Annotated in this window: 23 protein-coding genes; 4 read left to right on the top strand and 19 right to left on the bottom strand. The window is 61.5% G+C overall.

Annotated elements, in window-relative coordinates; all coding sequences use genetic code 11:
* Positions 1-30: 30 nt before the first annotated feature.
* Together EN807_RS21400 and EN807_RS21395 are read left to right on the top strand one after the other, a co-directional pair.
* On the top strand, positions 31-1,260 hold the full coding sequence (locus tag EN807_RS21400; RefSeq protein ID WP_135936564.1) for a bifunctional 2-C-methyl-D-erythritol 4-phosphate cytidylyltransferase/2-C-methyl-D-erythritol 2,4-cyclodiphosphate synthase: 1,230 nt from the start codon (positions 31-33) through the stop codon (positions 1,258-1,260).
* Complete coding sequence (locus EN807_RS21395; protein WP_135936563.1) at positions 1,257-1,766, top strand: CinA family protein; 510 nt, start codon at positions 1,257-1,259, stop codon at positions 1,764-1,766. Before EN807_RS21400 ends, EN807_RS21395 begins: the two co-directional genes overlap by 4 nt.
* Here the strand turns inward: EN807_RS21395 and EN807_RS21390 are convergent.
* The 15 genes from EN807_RS21390 to EN807_RS21320 all read right to left on the bottom strand — a co-directional run bounded on the left by EN807_RS21390 (position 1,742) and on the right by EN807_RS21320 (position 14,855).
* Positions 1,742-2,200: a type II toxin-antitoxin system RatA family toxin gene (locus tag EN807_RS21390; RefSeq protein ID WP_135936562.1), complete on the bottom strand. Its 459-nt coding sequence runs from the start codon at positions 2,198-2,200 to the stop codon at positions 1,742-1,744. The two genes, EN807_RS21395 and EN807_RS21390, sit on opposite strands and share 25 nt — an antisense overlap.
* Positions 2,201-2,212: 12 nt before the next feature.
* Entirely contained in the window at positions 2,213-3,178 is a 966-nt protein-coding gene (gene lipA, locus EN807_RS21385) for a lipoyl synthase (protein WP_127316496.1), read from the bottom strand.
* Between the two features lie 133 nt (positions 3,179-3,311).
* On the bottom strand, positions 3,312-3,569 hold the full coding sequence (locus EN807_RS21380) for a GlsB/YeaQ/YmgE family stress response membrane protein (RefSeq protein WP_127316497.1): 258 nt from the start codon (positions 3,567-3,569) through the stop codon (positions 3,312-3,314).
* A gap of 96 nt (positions 3,570-3,665) precedes the next feature.
* Positions 3,666-5,129 (bottom strand): dihydrolipoyl dehydrogenase, encoded by a 1,464-nt coding sequence (lpdA, locus tag EN807_RS21375; RefSeq protein ID WP_135936561.1) that lies wholly within the window; start codon positions 5,127-5,129, stop codon positions 3,666-3,668.
* 15 nt (positions 5,130-5,144) lie between these two features.
* Complete coding sequence (locus EN807_RS21370) at positions 5,145-5,783, bottom strand: SGNH/GDSL hydrolase family protein (protein WP_135936560.1); 639 nt, start codon at positions 5,781-5,783, stop codon at positions 5,145-5,147.
* 144 nt (positions 5,784-5,927) lie between these two features.
* Positions 5,928-7,310 carry a pyruvate dehydrogenase complex dihydrolipoamide acetyltransferase gene (locus EN807_RS21365; RefSeq protein ID WP_135936559.1) on the bottom strand — a complete coding sequence of 461 codons (1,383 nt, stop codon included), beginning with the start codon at positions 7,308-7,310 and terminating at the stop codon, positions 5,928-5,930.
* Positions 7,311-7,319: 9 nt separating this feature from the next.
* Entirely contained in the window at positions 7,320-7,613 is a 294-nt protein-coding gene (locus EN807_RS21360; RefSeq protein ID WP_036262673.1) for a DUF5076 domain-containing protein, read from the bottom strand.
* 4 nt (positions 7,614-7,617) lie between these two features.
* Positions 7,618-9,006 carry a pyruvate dehydrogenase complex E1 component subunit beta gene (locus tag EN807_RS21355; RefSeq protein WP_135936558.1) on the bottom strand — a complete coding sequence of 463 codons (1,389 nt, stop codon included), beginning with the start codon at positions 9,004-9,006 and terminating at the stop codon, positions 7,618-7,620.
* Positions 9,007-9,021: 15 nt separating this feature from the next.
* A complete protein-coding gene (pdhA, locus tag EN807_RS21350; protein ID WP_135936557.1) occupies positions 9,022-10,062 on the bottom strand; it encodes a pyruvate dehydrogenase (acetyl-transferring) E1 component subunit alpha in 1,041 nt (346 codons plus the stop codon).
* A 171-nt stretch (positions 10,063-10,233) separates the two neighbouring features.
* Complete coding sequence (locus EN807_RS21345; RefSeq protein ID WP_135936556.1) at positions 10,234-10,557, bottom strand: septum formation initiator family protein; 324 nt, start codon at positions 10,555-10,557, stop codon at positions 10,234-10,236.
* 188 nt (positions 10,558-10,745) lie between these two features.
* The gene (eno, locus tag EN807_RS21340) at positions 10,746-12,020 is read right to left on the bottom strand and encodes a phosphopyruvate hydratase (RefSeq protein WP_135936555.1); all 1,275 of its coding nucleotides are present in this window, start codon (positions 12,018-12,020) and stop codon (positions 10,746-10,748) included.
* A gap of 404 nt (positions 12,021-12,424) precedes the next feature.
* The gene (locus EN807_RS21335) at positions 12,425-12,790 is read right to left on the bottom strand and encodes a PRC-barrel domain-containing protein (RefSeq protein ID WP_135936554.1); all 366 of its coding nucleotides are present in this window, start codon (positions 12,788-12,790) and stop codon (positions 12,425-12,427) included.
* Between the two features lie 86 nt (positions 12,791-12,876).
* Complete coding sequence (locus EN807_RS21330) at positions 12,877-13,080, bottom strand: dodecin family protein (RefSeq protein WP_029352316.1); 204 nt, start codon at positions 13,078-13,080, stop codon at positions 12,877-12,879.
* A 102-nt stretch (positions 13,081-13,182) separates the two neighbouring features.
* Entirely contained in the window at positions 13,183-14,013 is an 831-nt protein-coding gene (gene kdsA / locus EN807_RS21325; RefSeq protein ID WP_135936553.1) for a 3-deoxy-8-phosphooctulonate synthase, read from the bottom strand.
* Positions 14,010-14,855: a VOC family protein gene (locus EN807_RS21320; RefSeq protein WP_246684258.1), complete on the bottom strand. Its 846-nt coding sequence runs from the start codon at positions 14,853-14,855 to the stop codon at positions 14,010-14,012. Before EN807_RS21320 ends, kdsA begins: the two co-directional genes overlap by 4 nt.
* Before the next feature lie 200 nt (positions 14,856-15,055).
* Between EN807_RS21320 and EN807_RS37465 the strand changes: the two genes are divergently transcribed.
* Positions 15,056-15,181 (top strand): hypothetical protein, encoded by a 126-nt coding sequence (locus EN807_RS37465; RefSeq protein ID WP_281034054.1) that lies wholly within the window; start codon positions 15,056-15,058, stop codon positions 15,179-15,181.
* Positions 15,182-15,209: 28 nt separating this feature from the next.
* Here EN807_RS37465 and EN807_RS21315 read toward each other — a convergent pair whose 3' ends face one another.
* The 3 genes from EN807_RS21315 to EN807_RS21310 all read right to left on the bottom strand — a co-directional run bounded on the left by EN807_RS21315 (position 15,210) and on the right by EN807_RS21310 (position 17,316).
* The gene (locus EN807_RS21315) at positions 15,210-15,500 is read right to left on the bottom strand and encodes a Dabb family protein (protein WP_135936551.1); all 291 of its coding nucleotides are present in this window, start codon (positions 15,498-15,500) and stop codon (positions 15,210-15,212) included.
* Between the two features lie 106 nt (positions 15,501-15,606).
* Positions 15,607-15,741: a hypothetical protein gene (locus EN807_RS37460; protein ID WP_277569091.1), complete on the bottom strand. Its 135-nt coding sequence runs from the start codon at positions 15,739-15,741 to the stop codon at positions 15,607-15,609.
* A 309-nt stretch (positions 15,742-16,050) separates the two neighbouring features.
* Positions 16,051-17,316, bottom strand: coding sequence for an NAD(P)/FAD-dependent oxidoreductase (locus tag EN807_RS21310; protein WP_135936550.1), 1,266 nt, complete (start codon positions 17,314-17,316; stop codon positions 16,051-16,053).
* A 246-nt stretch (positions 17,317-17,562) separates the two neighbouring features.
* On the opposite strand from EN807_RS21310, the gene EN807_RS21305 reads away from it, so the two are divergent.
* Positions 17,563-18,165, top strand: a complete 603-nt coding sequence (locus EN807_RS21305) for a 5-formyltetrahydrofolate cyclo-ligase (RefSeq protein ID WP_135936732.1) — start codon at positions 17,563-17,565, stop codon at positions 18,163-18,165.
* Here EN807_RS21305 and EN807_RS21300 read toward each other — a convergent pair.
* Positions 18,162-18,635 (bottom strand): Lrp/AsnC family transcriptional regulator, encoded by a 474-nt coding sequence (locus tag EN807_RS21300; RefSeq protein ID WP_135936549.1) that lies wholly within the window; start codon positions 18,633-18,635, stop codon positions 18,162-18,164. The genes EN807_RS21305 and EN807_RS21300 overlap by 4 nt on opposite strands.
* Positions 18,636-18,744 lie beyond the last annotated feature (109 nt).

The following is an 18,744-nucleotide window of genomic DNA, read 5'->3' as shown; positions in this document are numbered from 1 at the left end:
TTTTCGGGATCATGCGCTAAGCGTCTCGGCATGACAGATGCAAGCGAAATGCGAGCTTTGGCTACGGACTCTAGGGTTGCCGTGGTTATCGTCGCCGCCGGCCGCGGTGCGCGCGCCGGTCAGACCGACGGCCCGAAGCAATACCAGAGGATCGGTGGCCGTGCCGTCATCGCGCGCACATTGGATATGTTTTTGGCGCATCCGAGAATCGGTCCTGTCGTCGTCGCCATCCACGCCGACGACAGTGCGCTTTTTCGCAGCGCCGCCGGAGCCAACGCCGATCGGGTCATCACGGTGACCGGTGGCGCGTCCAGGCAGGACTCCGTCCGGCTCGGGCTGCTTGCGCTGAGAGGCCATGCACCGAGCCAGGTTCTGGTCCATGATGCCGTTCGCCCGTTCGTCGATGCCGAATTGATAGACCGTACGATCGCCGCTATCGGCGAGCGCCAGGGAGCGTTGCCTGCCTTACCCGTCGCCGACACGCTAAAACGTGAGTCGGCCGCCGGCATGATCGGGGAGACGGTTTCCAGGAACGGGCTTCATGCCGCCCAGACGCCGCAAGGCTTCCCGTTCTGGCCGATCCTGGCCGCCCACGAAAAGGCCCATCACTTGGGCAAGGCGGACTTCACCGACGATGCCGCGATTGCCGAATGGGCGCATATTCCGGTGAAAATCGTTCTGGGCTCGCCGGACAATGTCAAGCTCACCTGGGCAAGGGATATTTCGATGGCGGATCAGCGGCTTTCCGGCGAGCGGCTGCGTTTTCCGGATATCCGCACCGGCAATGGCTATGACGTCCACGCGTTCGAGCCCGGCGATCATGTGACCCTGTGCGGCGTCTCCATCCCGCACGACAAGAAACTGGCCGGCCATTCGGACGCCGATGTCGGCCTGCACGCCTTGACCGACGCGCTGCTCGCCACCTGTGGCGCCGGCGACATCGGCACGCATTTCCCGCCGTCGGATCCGCAGTGGAAAGGCGTGGCCTCGCGGATCTTCGTCGAACATGCGGCAAGACTGGTGCGTGCGCGCGGCGGGCGCATCGCCAATGCCGACATCACGCTGATCTGCGAGGCGCCCCGGGTCGGCCCACATCGCGAAGCAATGACCGAAATCCTTTCGGAAATGCTGGCAATTTCCCGAGACCGTATCTCTATCAAGGCGACAACCAACGAAAAGCTCGGCTTTGTCGGACGCGAGGAAGGCATAGCGGCTATCGCCACCGCCAGCGTCGTATTTCCGGGGGATGTCCCCGAATGAGCAGCAGCGATCTCGCAGTTGCCCTGCTTCAGGCCTGCCGACAGCGTGGCATCATGCTGGCGACGGCCGAAAGCTGCACAGGCGGCATGATCATCGCCGCCCTTACCGACATCGCCGGCTCTTCCACGGTGGTCGACCGGGGTTTCATCACCTATTCCAACGAGGCCAAGACTGAGATGCTCGGCGTTTCCGCCGCCACGCTTGAGACGCACGGCGCGGTCTCGCGGGAAACCGCAGTCGAGATGGCGGCCGGCGCGTTGGCCCATTCGCGCGCCGGACTCACCCTTGCCGTTACCGGCGTTGCCGGTCCGGGCGGCGGCTCGGCGGAAAAGCCCGTCGGCCTGGTCTGGTTCGGTATCGCCCTGACTGGCCGGCCGGTCGTCAGCGAATGTCAGTTGTTCGCCGACAAAGGCCGCAATTTCATCCGCCGGGAGACGGTCAGGCATGCGCTTGAACTGGGCTTGCGCGCACTCGCTGCGGATCAGGCTGCCGGCGTTGCGCCATAGATGACGTCGGCGCGCTTCTCGAACGCTTCGGAGAACATGCGGAAGGCGCGATCGAACATCGCTCCCATCACCGCACCCAGAATACGGCTCTTGAATTCGTAGTCGATGAAGAAGCATACGTTGCAACCGCCATCGGCCGGCTCGAAACGCCAGGCATTGCTCAAATATTTGAACGGACCGTCGATGTATTTGACGTCGATGGCTTTCTCGCCAGGTTTTAGCAGCACCTGGGTCGTGAAAGTCTCGCGGATCGCCTTGTAGCCAATGCTCATGTCGGCGATGAGCAGGGTGCGTCCGTCGCGTTCCTTGCGCGAGCGAACCGTAAGTGCCTCGCAAAGCGGCAGGAATTGCGGATAGGATTCGACATCGGCGACCAGAGCGAACATCTGTTCCGGCGTATGCGCAACGCGGCGATGGGCTTCGAATTGTGGCATGAAACCAGTGTGTTAGGCTGACTTCCTGAGAAACGCTTCCCGTGCCGCGCGCAGCTTGGCGAAATCGTCGCCGGCGTGATGCGACGAACGCGTCAGCGGGCTCGATGCCACCAGCAGGAAGCCCTTGGTCTTGCCGATCGTCTCGAAGGACTTGAATTCCTCCGGCGTGACGAAACGGATCACAGGGTGGTGTTTCTTCGACGGCTGCAGATACTGGCCGATGGTCATGAAGTCGACATTGGCCGAACGCAGATCATCCATCAACTGCAGTATCTCGTTCCGCTCCTCGCCGAGGCCAACCATGATGCCGGATTTGGTGAAGATCGACGGGTCGAGTTCCTTGACCCGCTGCAGGAGCCTGATCGAATGAAAATAGCGGGCGCCGGGCCGGACCGTCAGATAGTTCGACGGTACGGTCTCCAGATTGTGGTTGAACACGTCCGGCTTCGCCGCCACGACGATCTCCAGCGCGCCTTCCTTGCGCAGGAAGTCGGGCGTCAGGATTTCGATCGTCGTCGAAGGCGTTGCAGCCCTGATGGCGCGGATGACCCCGGCAAAGTGCTGAGCTCCGCCATCGGCGAGATCGTCGCGGTCGACTGAGGTGATGACGACATGGCTCAGACCCATTTGCTTGACGGCGTGAGCGATGCGCGCCGGTTCATCGGGATCAAGCGCGGTCGGAATGCCGGTGGCGACGTTGCAGAAGGCACAGGCGCGCGTGCAGATCTCACCCATGATCATGAAGGTGGCGTGCTTCTTCTCCCAGCACTCACCGATATTAGGGCAACCGGCCTCTTCGCAGACCGTCACCAGTCTGTGCGATTTCACGATTTCGCGCGTCTCGGCATAGCCTTTCGACACCGGCGCCTTGACGCGGATCCAGTCGGGCTTGCGCAGCACATCCTGGTCAGGTTTGTGCGCCTTTTCAGGATGCCGCAGGCGCGGCGCATTGGCGATCGTGTCGAGGACGGTGACCATTAGAAATCCAGTTCATTCGCGATCGCCTTCCGGCGTTCGCTTTCACAAGTCATCTAGGACTTTTCGCTGCAAAGAAAAAGGCCGCGGCGGCGCATGACGCCACAGCCGTTTTCGCATGGCAAGAGTTCAGCAGCTAACGGCGTACCATGCGCCCTACCCAGATCAGCAGGCAGGCGCCAATGAAACCCGTGATCAGATAGGCGATCCAGCCGGCGCCGAAGGCGCCGATGTTGAGCGCCTGCAGGATGGCATTCAGCACGATCGCGCCGACGATGCCAAGAACGATATTCATCAAGATGCCCATGTTGCTTTTCATGAACATCTCGGCAAGCCACCCTGCCAAACCGCCGATGATGATGGCTGCGATCCAGCCCACGCCATTCACGTCCATATGCCCTCTCCTTGTGTGATGAATGCATCCGGAAACGAATTACCTTGCCGTTGAGTTCCTTGGCTTTCACGTGTCGAGTCTCACGCGGTCAATTTATCACGCGTTCAGCGCGCGGCCATAGGCGTCGAGGACGCTTTCCTTCATCATCTCCGACAGCGTCGGATGCGGGAAGATCGTGTGCATCAGTTCTTCCTCGGTGGTCTCCAGGTTCATCGCCACGACAAAGCCCTGGATCAGTTCGGTCACTTCGGCGCCGACCATATGCGCGCCGAGCAACTGCCCGGTCTTCTTGTCGAAGATGGTCTTGACGAAACCCTGGTCTTCGCCGAGCGCGATGGCTTTGCCGTTGGCGGCGAACTGAAAGCGGCCGACGCGGATGTCCTTGCCCTCGGCCTTCGCCTTCGCTTCGGTCAACCCGACGGAGGCAACCTGCGGGTTGCAATAGGTGCAGCCCGGAATCTTCAGCTTGTCAGTGGCATGCACGCCGGGGAAATTGGCGATCTTCTCCACGCACACCACGCCTTCATGTTCGGCCTTGTGGGCGAGCATAGGAGGGCCGGCAACGTCGCCGATGGCATAGATTCCGGGCACATTGGTGTTGCCGTAGCCGTCGACGACGACGCAGCCGCGTTCGGTCTTCACGCCGAGCGCTTCGAGGCCGAGATTCTCGATGTTGCCCTGCACGCCGACGGCCGAGATCATCCGGTCGGCGGTGATCTTCTCAACCTTGCCATCCTTCATCTCGACATGCGCGGTGACCGAGTTCGCACCCTTCTCGACCTTGGTGACCTTGGCCTCGAGGATGATCTTCATGCCTTGCTTCTCGAACTGCTTTTGCGCGAATTTCGAGACCTCGGCGTCCTCGACCGGCATTACCGCCGGCAACAACTCGACCACCGTCACCTCCGCGCCCATGGTGCGGTAGAATGAGGCGAATTCGATGCCGATTGCGCCCGAACCCATCACCAGCAGCGATTTAGGCATTTCCTTCGGCACCATCGCTTCGAAATAGGTCCAGATCAGCTTGCCGTCGGACTCGATGCCTGGCAGCGCCCGCGGCCTGGCGCCGGTCGCCAGGATGATGTGCTTGGCGGTATAAGTGCCTTCACCCTTGACGCCCTTGGGCGCCGGCGGCTGCGGCTCCATCGGCTTCTTCGACGATTTCGACACGACGATCTCGCCCGGTTTATCGCCGGAAGCCGCCTTGGAGAGCTTGGCTTCGCCCCAGATGACGTCGACCTTGTTCTTCTTCATCAGGAAGGCGACGCCGCCGTTGAGCCGCAGCGAGACCTTTCGCGAGCGGTCGACCACGGCAGCGGTATCGACGCTCACCTTGCCGTCGATCGTCAAGCCGTAGTCCTTCAGATGATCGGAATAGTGCATGATCTCGGCCGAACGCAGCAGCGCCTTGGTCGGGATGCAGCCCCAGTTGAGGCAGATGCCGCCGAGATGCTCACGCTCGACGATCGCCGTCTTGAAGCCGAGTTGGGCGGAACGCACCGCCGTGACGTAGCCGCCGGGGCCGGAGCCAATGATGATGACGTCGTAGTTCTCAGCCACGGATTTTCTCCTGATTCACAATTCCAGCATGACGCGCACGATTGGCGCCAGTGCCTGCCCGATTTTCCGCGTGTTCTCCGCGTCAAGATGGACGCCGTCGAGCGGCGTGGTCTCGGCCACCGAGCCGGCATCGAAAAAGCCGCAGCCGGCCTCGTCGGCAAGGGCGGAATATTGCGGCGCCAACCGCTTCGACGCTTCATCGCCGCCGGCGAACATTTCCTTGAATTCGGCGTTTTCCGTACGGCTGACCGCGGGCGGCGCAACTATCAGAATGTGCGGCGCCGGCCAATCAAACGGGTAGTCGTGCCCACGCACGATCTCGATCAGGCGCTGGATGCCCTGTTTGGCAGCGACCGGATTGCCGTGGATCCACGGCTTCATGTCGTTGGAGCCGAGCATGATGACGATCAGGTCGAGCGGCGCATGTGTCATCAGCACCGTCGGCAGCACTCTGGCGCCGTTACGGTCGGCGCCGGCCAGATGGTCGTCGAAAGCCGTTGTGCGGCCGTTCAAGCCTTCGGCGATGACCTGGATATCGCCTCCCAACGTCGCCTGCAGCACACTCGGCCAGCGGTCCTTGAGCGGGTGGCGATCCAGACTTGCCGCATCATAGCCCCAGGTCAGCGAGTCGCCGTAGCAAAGGACTGTTTTCATGCGTTTGCCCCCCTCCTGCTGAAATCTGCCCGCGCGCGCCTCACCCGCCAGCGCACCAACAGCCATTGCACACGATCGTTGCGACGCCGGAAGGGCTGAAGGCAAAAAGGCTGGTGAAGAATTTCCGCACCGCCTTCTTCCTTTCTAGACCAGCATGCCCATCGGGTTTTCGATCATGCGCTTGAAGGCGACGAGCAGTTCGGCGCCGAGCGCGCCGTCGACGGCGCGGTGATCGGTCGACAGCGTCACCGACATGATTGCCGCGATCTTGATCTCGCCGTTCTTGACTACCGCGCGCTCCTCGCCGGCGCCGACCGCCAGGATCGTCGCATGCGGCGGGTTGATGACGGCGGCAAAGTCCTTGATGCCGAACATGCCGAGATTGGACACCGCCGTGGTGCCGCCCTGGTATTCCTCCGGTTTCAGCTTGCGGCTGCGGGCACGGCTAGCGAGATCCTTCATCTCGTTGGAGATGACCGACAGCGTCTTTTCATCGGCGCGCCGGATGATCGGCGTGATCAGCCCGCCGGGGATCGACACGGCGACACCGACATCAGCATGCTTGTGCTTGACCATGGCGCTCTCGGTCCATGACGCGTTGGCATCCGGCACCGCCATCAGCGCCATTGCCATCGCTTTGATGACCATGTCGTTGACCGACAGCTTATAGGCCGGCGCCTCCCCCTTGTCGGTCTTCTTCATCGGGGCGGCCGCATTGATCTGCGTGCGCAGGGCGAGAAGCGCGTCGAGCTCGCAGTCGAGCGTCAGGTAGAAATGCGGAATGGTGGTGGTGGCCTCGACCAGCCGGCGCGCAATGGTCTTGCGCATGTTGTCGTGCGGGACAAGCTCGTAGGAGCCTTCGGCAAACAGTTTCAGCACCTGGTCGTCCGACATTGGCTTGGCTGCCGCTGCAGATGCCGGAGCGCCGCCAGGTGCCGCTTTCGCAGCCGGTGCCGCCTTGGCGCCGCCACCGGAAATCGCTGCATCGACATCGGCCTTGACCACGCGGCCATGCGGGCCGGAGCCGGTCACCGCGGAGACATCGACACCGGCTTCCCGGGCGATGCGACGGGCAAGCGGCGAGGCGAAGACACGTTCGCCGCTTGCATAACCGTTGGCAATCGGAGCCGCCTGGGGCGCTGGTGCGGCCGCAGGTTTCGGTGCTTCCGGCTTTGGGGTTTCCGCCTTTGGTGCTTCAGTTTTGGGGGCTTCTGTTTTTGGTGCCTCGGCTTTTGCCGGAGCGGCAGCGCCGTCACCGCTTTTGGCGGCAGCCGCCGCATCCTCGCCTTCGGCGGCGAGCACGGCGATCAGCGCATTGACCTTGACGCCTTCGGTGCCGGCCGGAACCACCAGCTTGGCCACCGTGCCCTCATCGACGGCTTCGACTTCCATCGTCGCCTTGTCGGTCTCGATCTCGGCGATCACATCGCCCGGCGAAACCTTGTCGCCCTCCTTGACCAGCCACTTGGCAAGATTGCCTTCTTCCATCGTGGGCGACAGGGCCGGCATGGTGATGTTGATCGGCATTTTTCCTCCTCAGTTCCGCCCGGTTAGCGAACGGTGCTGGATATTGAACTGCTCCGACATTCTGCCTCGATAGCCTTCTTCCAATGCCTGAAGCGTCTCGATTTCAGGGATGCCATCTTGTTCCAGTCTCATCCTGGCTATGTGCATGCCGACATCAGCGAGCACCATGCCCCAGTTGTGAGCGTTTGGTCCAAAGAGGTCTTGCATCGTGACGACCGCGTCCGAGCCAATCCAGACGCGGAGTATTTCATCGAATTCGCTATTCTCGACGACCACCGCGGGAACTTCTAGTTCGCGCGACATCTCGTTAACCCCGGTACGTCACGGCTTTCACCGCCTCGATGACTTCCGCGACATTGGGCAATGCCAGCTTTTCGAGGTTTGCCGCGTAGGGCATCGGCACGTCCTTGCCGGCAATGGTGATGACCGGCGCGTCGAGGAAATCGAAGGCGCGCTGCGACACCTGGTTGGCGATGTGATCGCCGACCGAGCTCTGCGGAAATCCTTCCTCGACCACGACCAGCCGATTGGTCTTCTTGACCGAGGCGATAATGGTGTCGAAATCGAGAGGGCGGATGGTCCTGAGGTCGATGACCTCGGCATCGATGCCCATGCCGCGCAATTCGGCCTCGGCCTTCACCGTGTAGGTCATGCCGATGCCGAAAGAGACGATGGTGACATCCTTGCCTGACTTGTGGATGCGCGCCTTGCCGATCGGCAGCACGAAATCGTCCATCTTCGGCACGTCGAAGGACTGGCCGTAAAGGATCTCGTTCTCGAGGAAGATGACCGGGTTCGCGTCGCGGATCGCGGCCTTCAGCAACCCCTTGGCGTCGGCGGCGGTGTAGGGCATCACCACTTTCAGGCCGGGAATGTGGCTGTACCAGGCGGCATAGCACTGCGAATGCTGGGCGGCGACACGGGCGGCCGCGCCGTTCGGCCCGCGAAACACGATGGGCGCGCCCATCTGGCCGCCGGACATATAGAGCGTCTTGGCGGCGGAGTTGATGATCTGGTCGATCGCCTGCATGGCGAAGTTGAAGGTCATGAACTCGACGATCGGTCTCAGGCCGGCCATCGCCGCGCCAACGCCGACGCCGGCAAAACCGTGTTCGGTGATGGGCGTATCGACGACGCGCCGCGCCCCGAATTCCTGCAGCAGCCCTTGCGTGATCTTGTAGGCGCCCTGGTACTCGGCGACCTCCTCGCCCATCACGAAGACGTCGTCGTCACGGCGCATTTCCTCGGCCATCGCGTCACGCAGCGCTTCGCGCACGGTGGTCGAGACCATTTCCGTGCTGGCCGGGATGTCGGGATCGGCGGCGATTTCGGTTCTCGGCGCCGCGGCGACAGGTGCTGCGCCGTCGCTTTTGGCCGCAGCAGGCGCTGGCGCTGCTGTTTCAGCCTTGGCAGGTTCCTCGCCGATGCCTTCGCCTGCCATGTCGATGTCTTCACCATCAACGGCGAGCACGGCGATCAGCGTGTTGACCTTGACACCTGCGGTGCCGGCAGGAACCACGATCTTGGCTAGAGTGCCTTCGTCGACGGCCTCGACTTCCATCGTGGCCTTATCGGTTTCGATCTCGGCGATGACATCACCAGCGACAACCTTATCGCCCTCTTTCTTCAACCATTTGGAAACATTGCCCTCTTCCATGGTCGGCGAGAGAGCGGGCATGAGAATTTCGATCGGCATGTCCTTGCCCTCTCGTTACAATACGATGTCGGTCCAGAGCTCGGACGGATCCGGCTCTGCGTCGTTCTGGGCAAATTCGGCGGCGTCGGCGACAATGTCGCGAACCTCCTTGTCGATGGTCTTGAGCTCGTCCTCGTCGGCCCACTTCTTGTCGAGCAGGCGCGCCTTGACCTGCTCGATCGGGTCACGCTCGGAGCGCATCTTCTGCACTTCTTCCTTGGAGCGATATTTTGCCGGATCGGACATCGAGTGGCCGCGGTAGCGGTAGGTCTGCATTTCGAGGATCAGTGGCCCCTTGCCGTCACGGCACCATTCGGTTGCGAGATCGCCGGCTGCCTTGACTGCACGGACGTCCATGCCATCGACCTGGATACCGGGGATCTTGAAGGAGGCGCCCCGGTGCGAAAAATCCGTCTCGGCCGACGAACGCGATACCGAAGTGCCCATGGCATAGCGGTTGTTCTCGATGATGTAGATCACCGGCAGCTTCCACAGCGAGGCCATGTTGAAGCTCTCATAGACCTGGCCCTGATTGGCGGCGCCGTCGCCGAAATAGGTCAGGGTCACGTTGTTGTTGCCGCGATAGCGATTGGCGAAGGCGAGGCCGGTGCCGAGCGAAACCTGCGCGCCTACAATGCCGTGGCCGCCGTAAAAATGCTTCTCCTTGGAGAACATGTGCATGGAGCCGCCCTTGCCCCTGGACAAGCCGCCGCGGCGCCCGGTCAATTCGGCCATGACGCCGCGCGGCGACAGTTCCATCGCCAGCATGTGACCATGGTCGCGGTAGGCGGTGATCATCTGGTCGCCGTCGATCAGCGCCATCTTCATGCCGGTGACAACTGCTTCCTGGCCGATATAGAGATGGCAGAAGCCGCCGATGAAGCCCATGCCGTAGAGCTGGCCGGCCTTTTCCTCGAAGCGGCGGATAAGCAGCATGCGCCGGTAGGCGTCAAGCTCCTCGTCCTTGGTGAAGTCGACAGGTTTGGGGGCTGAAAGCCCCGCCGATTTGCCGTCGGATCTGGATTTGGCAGGCGCTTTTCTGGCGGCGGTGGCCATGCATCACTCCCTGTTGGCGTCTCTTGCGGACACTGAGGGAGATTAGTTCTCCCCACCGATTTAGGAAGGCTAACACGCGAGAAAGCGTTTCGCCATGCTGAAAAATGCATGGCTGACATGCATCTAAGCGGTTAAAATCATTGAAAATATCGGCGATTAACTTGAATTTGGTTATCTTGCCGTAGCCGGTAACATGATGGTGATTTCGTCGGCATGGGACATATTGAGCGCCTTGCGCGCCTGCTCGTCGAGCATATCCTTCTCCAGCGTACCCTGGTGCATCAGCTGAACGCGTCGCTGCAGGTCGATCCGGCGCGCCTTGATGGCATCGAGCTTGCTTTGCAGATCGACGGCTTCGGCTTGCAACCGATACTTGGAATAGATGCCGAATTCGCCGTGATAGGCGTGGAAGCCGAAATAGGCCAGGAACGCCACGCAGAGCGAGGGAATGATCAGCCGACCGGTATTTCTCTGCTTGTGCTGACGTGTCCACATGATCCAAATCCCTTAGAGCGCCGCGCGTCGGCTTGGACGCGCAAAGGACGCTCTAACACTCTGCGACCTCGCCCTTTCTCGCCCGATTGTGCTTAATGGACGGTTACGGATGACCGGATTTGGGAGTGTTGAAACAAAAAGGGCGAGGAATGCCCCCGCCCTTTTCATTCCGGATATTTTCTGTGGGCTCAGCCTTTCACGATCGACTTGCCGGCGTAGAGCGCCTGCTTGCCGAGCTCTTCCTCAATGCGGATGAGCTGGTTGTACTTGGCCATTCGATCCGAGCGCGACAATGACCCTGTCTTGATCTGCCCGCAATTGGTGGCGACGGCGAGATCGGCGATGGTCGAATCCTCGGTTTCGCCCGAGCGGTGCGACATGACCGCGGTGTAGCCGGCCTTGTGCGCGGTCTCGACGGCGTCGAGCGTTTCGGTCAATGAGCCGATCTGGTTGACCTTGACCAGGATAGAATTGGCGACGCCCATGCGGATGCCGTCGCGCAGCCGCGCCGTATTGGTGACGAACAGATCGTCGCCGACCAGCTGGGTCTTCTTGCCGATGAGGTCGGTCAGCGTTTTCCAGCCGTCCCAGTCGTCCTCGCCCAGCCCATCCTCGATCGTGATGATCGGATAATCCGCCGCAAGCTTGGCCAGATATTTGGCCTGGGTCTTCGGATCGCGGGTCTTCTTCTCGCCTTCGTAGACGTAGTTGCCGTCCTTGAAGAATTCGGTCGCGGCGCAATCGAGGCCCAGCGCAACCTCTTCGCCCGGCTTGAAGCCAGCCTTCTCGATCGATTCCATGATGAAATCGAGCGCGGCGGGCGCGCTTTTCAAGTTAGGAGCGAAGCCGCCCTCGTCACCTACATTGGTGTTGTGGCCGGCGTCCTTCAGCTTCTTCCTCAACGTATGGAAGATTTCCGAGCCCCAGCGCACGCCGTCACTCAGTGTCGGCGCACCGATCGGCAGGATCATGAATTCCTGGAAATCGATCGGGTTGTCGGCATGGGCGCCACCGTTGATGATGTTCATCATCGGCACCGGAAGCACGTGCGCCTTGGTGCCGCCGACATAGCGGTAGAGCGGCAGGCCAGCCGCTTCCGCCGCAGCCTTGGCCACAGCCAGCGAGACGCCGAGGATAGCGTTGGCGCCGAGCCGGCTCTTGTTGGGCGTGCCGTCGAGTTCGATCATGGTCTGGTCGATGTGGATCTGGTTCTCGGCTTCCATACCGCCGATCGCCTCGAACAGCTCGCCATTGACGGCCTCTACCGCCCGCAGGACCCCCTTGCCGAGGTAGCGGGCGCCGCCGTCGCGCAGTTCGACCGCCTCATGCGCGCCCGTCGAGGCGCCAGAGGGCACCGCAGCGCGACCCATCGAGCCGTCTTCGAGGACGACGTCGACCTCAACGGTCGGGTTTCCGCGGCTGTCCAGGATTTCACGCCCGACAATGTCGATGATGGCAGTCATTGCGATGTCCCCGATTGATCTGACGAAGCGTCGGGCACGTCTTAGCCAAAGTGCTGCAAAACGCAATCGGGGCGTCCGCAAATATTGCCGCCACCTCCGCCACATCGATTCACGAAGCACTAATTGCTGTCATCATAAGTCATGTCACTCATAAGTCTTGGCGGCATGCGGCTTTCTGGTTTATGCTCACGCTGCGCGGGGCGAAACAGGAGGAGTTTCGCCATGTCTCAGTTGAGCGGTATTGTGAGTTTGTTCCTGATCGCGGCGGCGTTTTTGACGTCGTGTGACACTCAGCAGCCTCAACAGGGCGCGGTAGAGTTGTCGACCCTTGCGGCGGAGTAGATATCCGCAAAAAGGCCCCCGGTTTCAGTGCCGGGGGCCTTTTTGATTCTGGCAGAGCAAAGTCAATGCCAATAAGGCTCGACCTTGTAGTAACTGTATGAAGCATCACGCGCGGCCTCGCCGTCGGCGCCCGTCAATTCGTTGATCGAATAGGAGGGAGCAGCCTTCAGTTGCTCCTTCGTGAACGGCACGACGTAGCCGCCCTTGTCCTCGTCATAGTCGAGGCTCGCCCACGGAATGGCGTGGTACTTCTCGCCGATGCCGAGAAAGCCGCCAAAGCCGATCACGGCAAACATGATTCCATTCGACAACTTGTCGAGCATGACATCCTCGATGTCGCCGATGTGCGTGCCTTCCGTGTTGTAGACGGATGTGCCGATGACCCGCGAGGCAGCGATGGCTTCAGTGTGTCCTGTCTGGGTTGTCATTGTGTACTCCTCGTTGTCGTTGACGCTATGCCTGACAATGAGGGGCGCGGATGAAGGTTCCAGACTTTTCGACGCTAATCGATCGATCACTCAGCGAGGATGAAGGTGACCTTCATGTTGACGCGGTAGGCGGAGATCTTTCCGTCCTCGACGACGACCTTCTGGTCCTGGATCCAGGCGCCTTCGACGTTCTTTAGGGTCTTTGCGGCGCGCGCAATCCCCACTTCGATGGCGTCCTGAAAGCTCTTGTTCGACGATGATGTGATTTCGGTGACGCGGGCGACGGACATGGCTTCCTCCTCCAGGCACTCGGTGCCTGGGCAGCGTACAACCGGCACCTGTTGACTACAAGTTTAGGGGGTCGGGACTTAGGGCCGGAGCCCTAAACTTGCTCAGCCCTTGGCGACGCGATCGAATGCCATCAGCCTTTCAAGCAGCGCCCGAAGGTCCTTCAGCGGCACCATGTTGGGACCATCTGAGGGGGCGTTGTCGGGATCCTGATGCGTCTCGATGAAGACGCCGGCGACACCGACCGCAACCGCAGCGCGCGCCAGCGTCTCGACGAAGCGCCGATCGCCACCCGAGGAGCCGCCCTGCCCGCCCGGCTGCTGCACCGAATGGGTGGCGTCGAAAATCACCGGCGCGCCGATCTCGGCCATGATCGGCAGGGCGCGCATATCGGACACCAGCGTGTTGTAGCCGAAAGACACGCCGCGCTCGGTGACCAGCACGTCGGCGTTTCCGGAACCGGTGATCTTGGCGACAACGTTCTTCATGTCCCACGGTGCGAGGAACTGGCCCTTCTTCACGTTGACGACCTTGCCGGTTCTTGCCGCCGCGATCAGCAGATCGGTCTGGCGGCTGAGGAAAGCCGGGATCTGCAGGATATCGACATGCGGCGCCACGAGCGCGCACTGTTCCTCGGTGTGGATATCGGTCAGGATCGGCAGCGAAAACGCCTTGCGCAAATCGTCGAAGACGGGCAGCGCCGCATCGAGGCCGGCGCCGCGCGTGCCGCCAAGCGAGGTGCGGTTGGCCTTATCGTAACTGGTCTTGTAGACGAGGCCCAGCCCCAGCTTCTCAGTCAGTTCCTTCAGCGCGCCAGCCATGTCGAAGGCGTGCTGGCGTGACTCAAGCTGGCACGGGCCGGCAATCAGCGACAGCGGCGCGGTGTTGCCGAAGACGACATTGCCGACGGTTACGGACGAATTGGGCTTGCTCATGCTATCTCCCGGAAAATGAAGGTCGCACCCTGCCCGGATGCCGGCCGCACGACAATATCATTGCCGCGTATGTCGTGTTCGACGGTACTGGCTGCAAGCAGCTTGGCGACCGTGCCTGCGAGAACTGAAAAGACGATCCCCGCAAAGCGGAGTTCCGATGGCGCGCCGGCAGGTATGCCGAAGCGCGTCTCGAAAGCGACAGGGTCAAGCAAGGTCAAGGTTGCGTTCGGCAGGCCAAACGCAGTGCTGCTCCCCTGTCCGGTCGCCGGACTGCGCGTCGCGATCGAAATCATTCGGTGCTGTTTGGATGGCTCGTTGCTGACCGCCACAACTTCGATGATGCCGGTTGCGCCATTAGGGTGGATCTGCAACGCGGTGCGGTCTACTTTCGGCGCATTGATCCGCTCACAGGCGAACAGGAATGCGTCCGTCGCCCCGGTGCCGGAGGCGAAGGCCAGTTTGAACGATGCCGTGTCGCGCCTTCCCGCCGCGTCGGTGAAGGCGCGCGAAAAGTCCAGCATGTCTCCGGCAGACAGGCCGGCTTCGATGTAGCGCGCGTGATCGGCATCCGCATTTTCGGTGCCCAAGACAAGGGCGGAAAATCCCTCACTGCCGCACCTGTCGCGATAGGCACGATCGCGCGCGACGAAGACGTTGCCGTCCGCGATCGCTTTCGCCACCGCTTGCCCGCTGCCCACCGCTAGCGGCTCGAGATAGGTGCCGTCCTCAAGGAAGACGCAGCAGTTTTCTGTCCCGAAAGGATGGATACCGGTCGGCGCCACGACAAAGCCAAGCGAAACCAGCCGCGCCCGCGCCACGTCGAGGCTCGCGGTCGGCAGCATAAGATGGTCAAGCGGATAAGGGCCTAGCGGACAAGGGCCTGCTGTCATCGTCTCGGTCATGCCGGCGCGGTGTGCATCATTCCGGAATTTGGTTCAAGAGCTTCACCTGACGCCGCAAAGAGCCGGGCGGCCTATCGTGGCCGCATTATGCGAGCCTCCGGAATACTTGCCGCTGCCGGAAACCAACCTACGTCCCCCAGATGAGAAAGATCCTCTTCATAACGGCAGCGGTCGTCGCGATGGCTGTTCTCGCCATGCTGGTCTGGGACGCGCCAAAGCGGCCGGGCGCCGATCCGACCGAACCGACCGCCGCTCAGACAGAGTAATGTTGCTCCTGCTTCGGTCAATTTCTCTTCAGGTTGCAGCCACAACATCCGCCGAATATCGCAATTCGCGCAGCGGTTTGACCTGGCTGGTCGTCTCGGCATAGAGCGGATGCGCCTTGTAGGCGGCGAGAGCGGCATCATCCTCGAACTCGGCATAAACGACCACGTCGATCTCGTCCGAAAGCGGGTCAACCTTGGTGTTGAGCGTCACCTCGAAACGGCGGGAATGGGGGATGTTGCCCAGGGCCAGCAAGCCCGTACGTACGGCCTCGACATCCTCTTTGTGCCGCGCGCTGAAGAAAACGATATGCCGGATCAACCCCAGCCTCCTCGATCGATGTGCAAGCGTGTTTTGTGTGGGCAAAACGCTCGCGTCAACCGGCAACGATGTCGCGGCGACAGCGCGTTGGGCGGGGGAAAGAAACCTACACCATACTGGTGATGTAGCGCACGATGCGCGTTATCTCCCCGACCGTGGTGTCGAGATACCGGCCCTGATTGTAGAGTCCGTCCCAGATCAGGAAGAACGTGACGGCGCAGATGACGATGACATAACGCATGCGTGAAACTACTGCATCTGGGTGGCTGCAACCATAGTGATTTCGGCGTTGAGCAGCGCCCTCCCCCAAAATCTATCCATTGATCCGTGTTCGCTTGCCTTGGCTCTTGAAGTTCCCTTTGATGGCATGAAAGATTGGCTACATCGATGTCCGCCAGGTGGTTTACAGGGCTCAATGTTTTCTCCTGTTCGACGACATAACAGGCTTCAACGACGTGCCAGCCTTCAACCGCGTGCCAAGTCCTGCTCGAAGCAAGGCGAGTCCATCAGAAAGAGATGACGTGCGGATGAATGTGCGCGGGCGGAGACGTCAGTTCCTGTCGTCATCGCCTTGGGTGATCAGCCGCGCGCTGCGCTGACCTGTCAGGTAAATCCATAGCCAGCTCAGCGAAACCGCAAGCCGGTTACGGAAGCCGATCAGGAAATAGATGTGCGCGAGGCCCCACAGCCACCAGGCCAGCCGGCCGGTGAGCTTGATCCAGCCGAAATCGATCGCGGCAGCGCGCTTGCCGATCGTCGCTAGATCGCCGTCATGCTTGTAGCGAAAAGGGCGCGGGGTTGCGTCGCCGGCCAGCCGGGCCTTGATCGTCGCGGCGACATGCCGGCCCTGCTGCTTGGCGGCGGGTGCTACGCCGGGCACCATGCGGCCATCTGGACGCAGGACGTGTGCAGCGTCACCGACGACAAAAATCTCCGGGCTGCCCGGCACGGTCAGGTCGGGTTCGACCAGCACCCTGCCCGCGCGGTCCGCTGCGGCTCCCAGCCATTCGGCGGCCGGCGAAGCCGCAACGCCTGCTGCCCACAGGATAGTCCTGGCCGGCAGCTGCGTGTCGCCGAAGACGACACCCTCGGCGTCGCAGCGTGTAACGGGCCGACCGAGTTCGACCATCACCCCGAGCCGCTCGAGCGCCTTGCTGGCATAGTCGGAGAGTTCCGGCGCGAAATTGGGAAGGATGCGGTCACCGGCCTCAATCAGCACCACGCGCGTCTGCCGCGTATCGAAGTTGCGGAACTCGCCGCGCAGCATGTCGTGCGCCAGTTCAACAATGGTGCCGGCCAGTTCCACGCCGGTCGGTCCGCCACCAACAATTGCCAGCGTCAGCAGCGCTTGGCGCTTGGCAGGATCGGTCTCCCGCTCAGCCTGCTCGAAGGCGAGCAGAATGCGCCGCCGAATGGTGGTGGCGTCCTCCAACGTCTTCAGCCCCGGTGCGAAAGGCTCCCATTCGTCATGGCCTAAATAGGCGTGGCGGGCGCCGGTGGCCAGCAGCAGCGTGTCGTAGGCGACCGCGCCGCCATCATCGAACAGCACGCGTTTGCCGATGCGGTCGACGCCGGTGACGGTTGCGAGCAGCGTCGTCACGTCCTTGCGCTTGCGCAGGAGATGGCGGATTGGCCAGGCGACTTCCGAGGTCGCCAGCGCCGTGGTCGCCACCTGGTAGAGCAGCGGCTGGAAGAGATGATGGTTGCGCCTGTCTATCATGGTGATGCGCACCGGCGCACCGTCAAGCGCGCGTGTGAATTCGAGCCCCCCAAAACCCGCCCCGACGACGACGACATGATGGCTGGATTCGTTCATCTCGTTCACTCCGGGAGAGCAGGTAGCCGGGAGAGCGGGCTGGAGAGCAATTTCGCCAAGGCTGATGTAGATACTTTTGTGCACCGCAACAACATCCGACTTGCTGACTGCCCGCCCTAAGATGTCGCGAATGTACATGCCCTGTCCTGCCGCCGAGTATAATTTCCTTGAAACTGATGACAGGAGTGGAACTTGAATAGCGATCATGACGACGGTCCGGGTCAATATTCCTCGCCGCCTTGCTTCATGCATGAGCTCGACCCGGAATTCCGGACGCCTCTATCCGATTGGACCGACGTGAAACGATGGCGCAAGGCCGAGCGCGAGCGGCTGATTGCGGCGCGCCTCGCTGTCTCGGCTGACGCGCGGACGGCAATGTCGCAGCGCATCGGCGAAAGCCTCGACGCGTTGATCGGCGACATCGCCGGCCGCATGGTCAGCCTCTATTGGCCGTTCCGCGGCGAGCCGGATCTGCGCCCATGGATGGCTTCCGTCAATGAGCGCGGCGGCCGTACCGCACTGCCTGTTGTCGTCGAGAAAGGCCAGCCGCTTGTCTTTCGCGCTTACGTAGCGGGCGACCGGCTGGAGAAGGGCGTCTGGAACATCCCGATCCCTGCTGAAGGCGACCCGGTGCTGCCCGACATCGTCATTTCGCCGATCGTCGGCATCGATCCGGGACAGTACCGGCTGGGCTATGGCGGTGGCTTCTTCGACCGCACGCTGGCGGCAATGCCGTTCAAGCCGCTGGTCATCGGTATCGGCTACGAACTGCAGCGCATCGCCACCATCTACCCGCAGCCGCATGACATCCCGATGGACCGGGTGGTGACGGAGGCATTCAAGGCCTAGGCCAGTTCCGGCTTCATCCCCACCGCCGTCCGGTCGACGATCTCGCGCAAGGCGAAGGATGAATTGATCTTCGTCACATGCGGCATCGCCGACAGCCATTCCTTATGGATGCGCTCATAGTCGACGAGGTCCTTTGCCGCGATGCGCAGGATATAATCGTATTCGCCCGACATCAGGTGGCAGGACAGGACATTCGGGCAGCGCTTTATCGCCGCCTCGAAATCCGACAGCGTCTTCTCGAATTGCCCCGACAGCGATATATGCACGATCGCCGTCATCTGGTGGCCAAGAGCGGCATTGGAAAGCCGGGCGTGATAGCCGCGGATGGTTCCGGATTTCTCCAGATTGTCCAGCCGCCGCGAGCAGGCCGACTGCGACAGGCCGACTTTCTCGGCAAGCGCCGCGTTGGGCGTCCGTCCATCCTTCTGCAACGTTTCGAGAATGGCGATATCGATCCTGTCGAGCGGCATTGTTCGGGATTCCTGCGACAATCCAGCTATTTTGCGCAACGATTATCGAGCCGTGCCCTTCTGCGCAAGCGCATTCGCAAACACTTACGGGACGATTCGTGGTTCACTA

The organism is Mesorhizobium sp. M5C.F.Ca.ET.164.01.1.1 (assembly GCF_004792125.1).
GTDB classification, from domain to species: Bacteria; Pseudomonadota; Alphaproteobacteria; order Rhizobiales; family Rhizobiaceae; genus Mesorhizobium; species Mesorhizobium wenxiniae.
The sequence above is the reverse complement of the archived record's forward strand: the minus strand, read 5'-3'. Positions and strand labels throughout refer to the sequence as shown.

Coding starts and splice junctions, on each gene's coding strand:
- EN807_RS21400 (WP_135936564.1), top strand. CDS start 31: ATGACAGATGCAAGCGAAATGCGAGCTTTGGCTACGGACTCTAGGGTT.
- EN807_RS21395 (WP_135936563.1), top strand. CDS start 1,257: ATGAGCAGCAGCGATCTCGCAGTTGCCCTGCTTCAGGCCTGCCGACAG.
- EN807_RS21390 (WP_135936562.1), bottom strand. CDS start 2,200: ATGCCACAATTCGAAGCCCATCGCCGCGTTGCGCATACGCCGGAACAG.
- lipA (WP_127316496.1), bottom strand. CDS start 3,178: ATGGTCACCGTCCTCGACACGATCGCCAATGCGCCGCGCCTGCGGCAT.
- EN807_RS21380 (WP_127316497.1), bottom strand. CDS start 3,569: ATGGACGTGAATGGCGTGGGCTGGATCGCAGCCATCATCATCGGCGGT.
- EN807_RS21370 (WP_135936560.1), bottom strand. CDS start 5,783: ATGAAAACAGTCCTTTGCTACGGCGACTCGCTGACCTGGGGCTATGAT.
- EN807_RS21365 (WP_135936559.1), bottom strand. CDS start 7,310: ATGCCGATCAACATCACCATGCCGGCCCTGTCGCCCACGATGGAAGAA.
- EN807_RS21360 (WP_036262673.1), bottom strand. CDS start 7,613: ATGTCGCGCGAACTAGAAGTTCCCGCGGTGGTCGTCGAGAATAGCGAA.
- EN807_RS21355 (WP_135936558.1), bottom strand. CDS start 9,006: ATGCCGATCGAAATTCTCATGCCCGCTCTCTCGCCGACCATGGAAGAG.
- pdhA (WP_135936557.1), bottom strand. CDS start 10,062: ATGGCCACCGCCGCCAGAAAAGCGCCTGCCAAATCCAGATCCGACGGC.
- EN807_RS21345 (WP_135936556.1), bottom strand. CDS start 10,557: ATGTGGACACGTCAGCACAAGCAGAGAAATACCGGTCGGCTGATCATT.
- eno (WP_135936555.1), bottom strand. CDS start 12,020: ATGACTGCCATCATCGACATTGTCGGGCGTGAAATCCTGGACAGCCGC.
- EN807_RS21335 (WP_135936554.1), bottom strand. CDS start 12,790: ATGACAACCCAGACAGGACACACTGAAGCCATCGCTGCCTCGCGGGTC.
- EN807_RS21330 (WP_029352316.1), bottom strand. CDS start 13,080: ATGTCCGTCGCCCGCGTCACCGAAATCACATCATCGTCGAACAAGAGC.
- kdsA (WP_135936553.1), bottom strand. CDS start 14,013: ATGAGCAAGCCCAATTCGTCCGTAACCGTCGGCAATGTCGTCTTCGGC.
- EN807_RS21320 (WP_246684258.1), bottom strand. CDS start 14,855: ATGCTGCCGACCGCGAGCCTCGACGTGGCGCGGGCGCGGCTGGTTTCG.
- EN807_RS37465 (WP_281034054.1), top strand. CDS start 15,056: ATGAGAAAGATCCTCTTCATAACGGCAGCGGTCGTCGCGATGGCTGTT.
- EN807_RS37460 (WP_277569091.1), bottom strand. CDS start 15,741: ATGCGTTATGTCATCGTCATCTGCGCCGTCACGTTCTTCCTGATCTGG.
- EN807_RS21310 (WP_135936550.1), bottom strand. CDS start 17,316: ATGAACGAATCCAGCCATCATGTCGTCGTCGTCGGGGCGGGTTTTGGG.
- EN807_RS21305 (WP_135936732.1), top strand. CDS start 17,563: ATGCATGAGCTCGACCCGGAATTCCGGACGCCTCTATCCGATTGGACC.
- EN807_RS21300 (WP_135936549.1), bottom strand. CDS start 18,635: ATGCCGCTCGACAGGATCGATATCGCCATTCTCGAAACGTTGCAGAAG.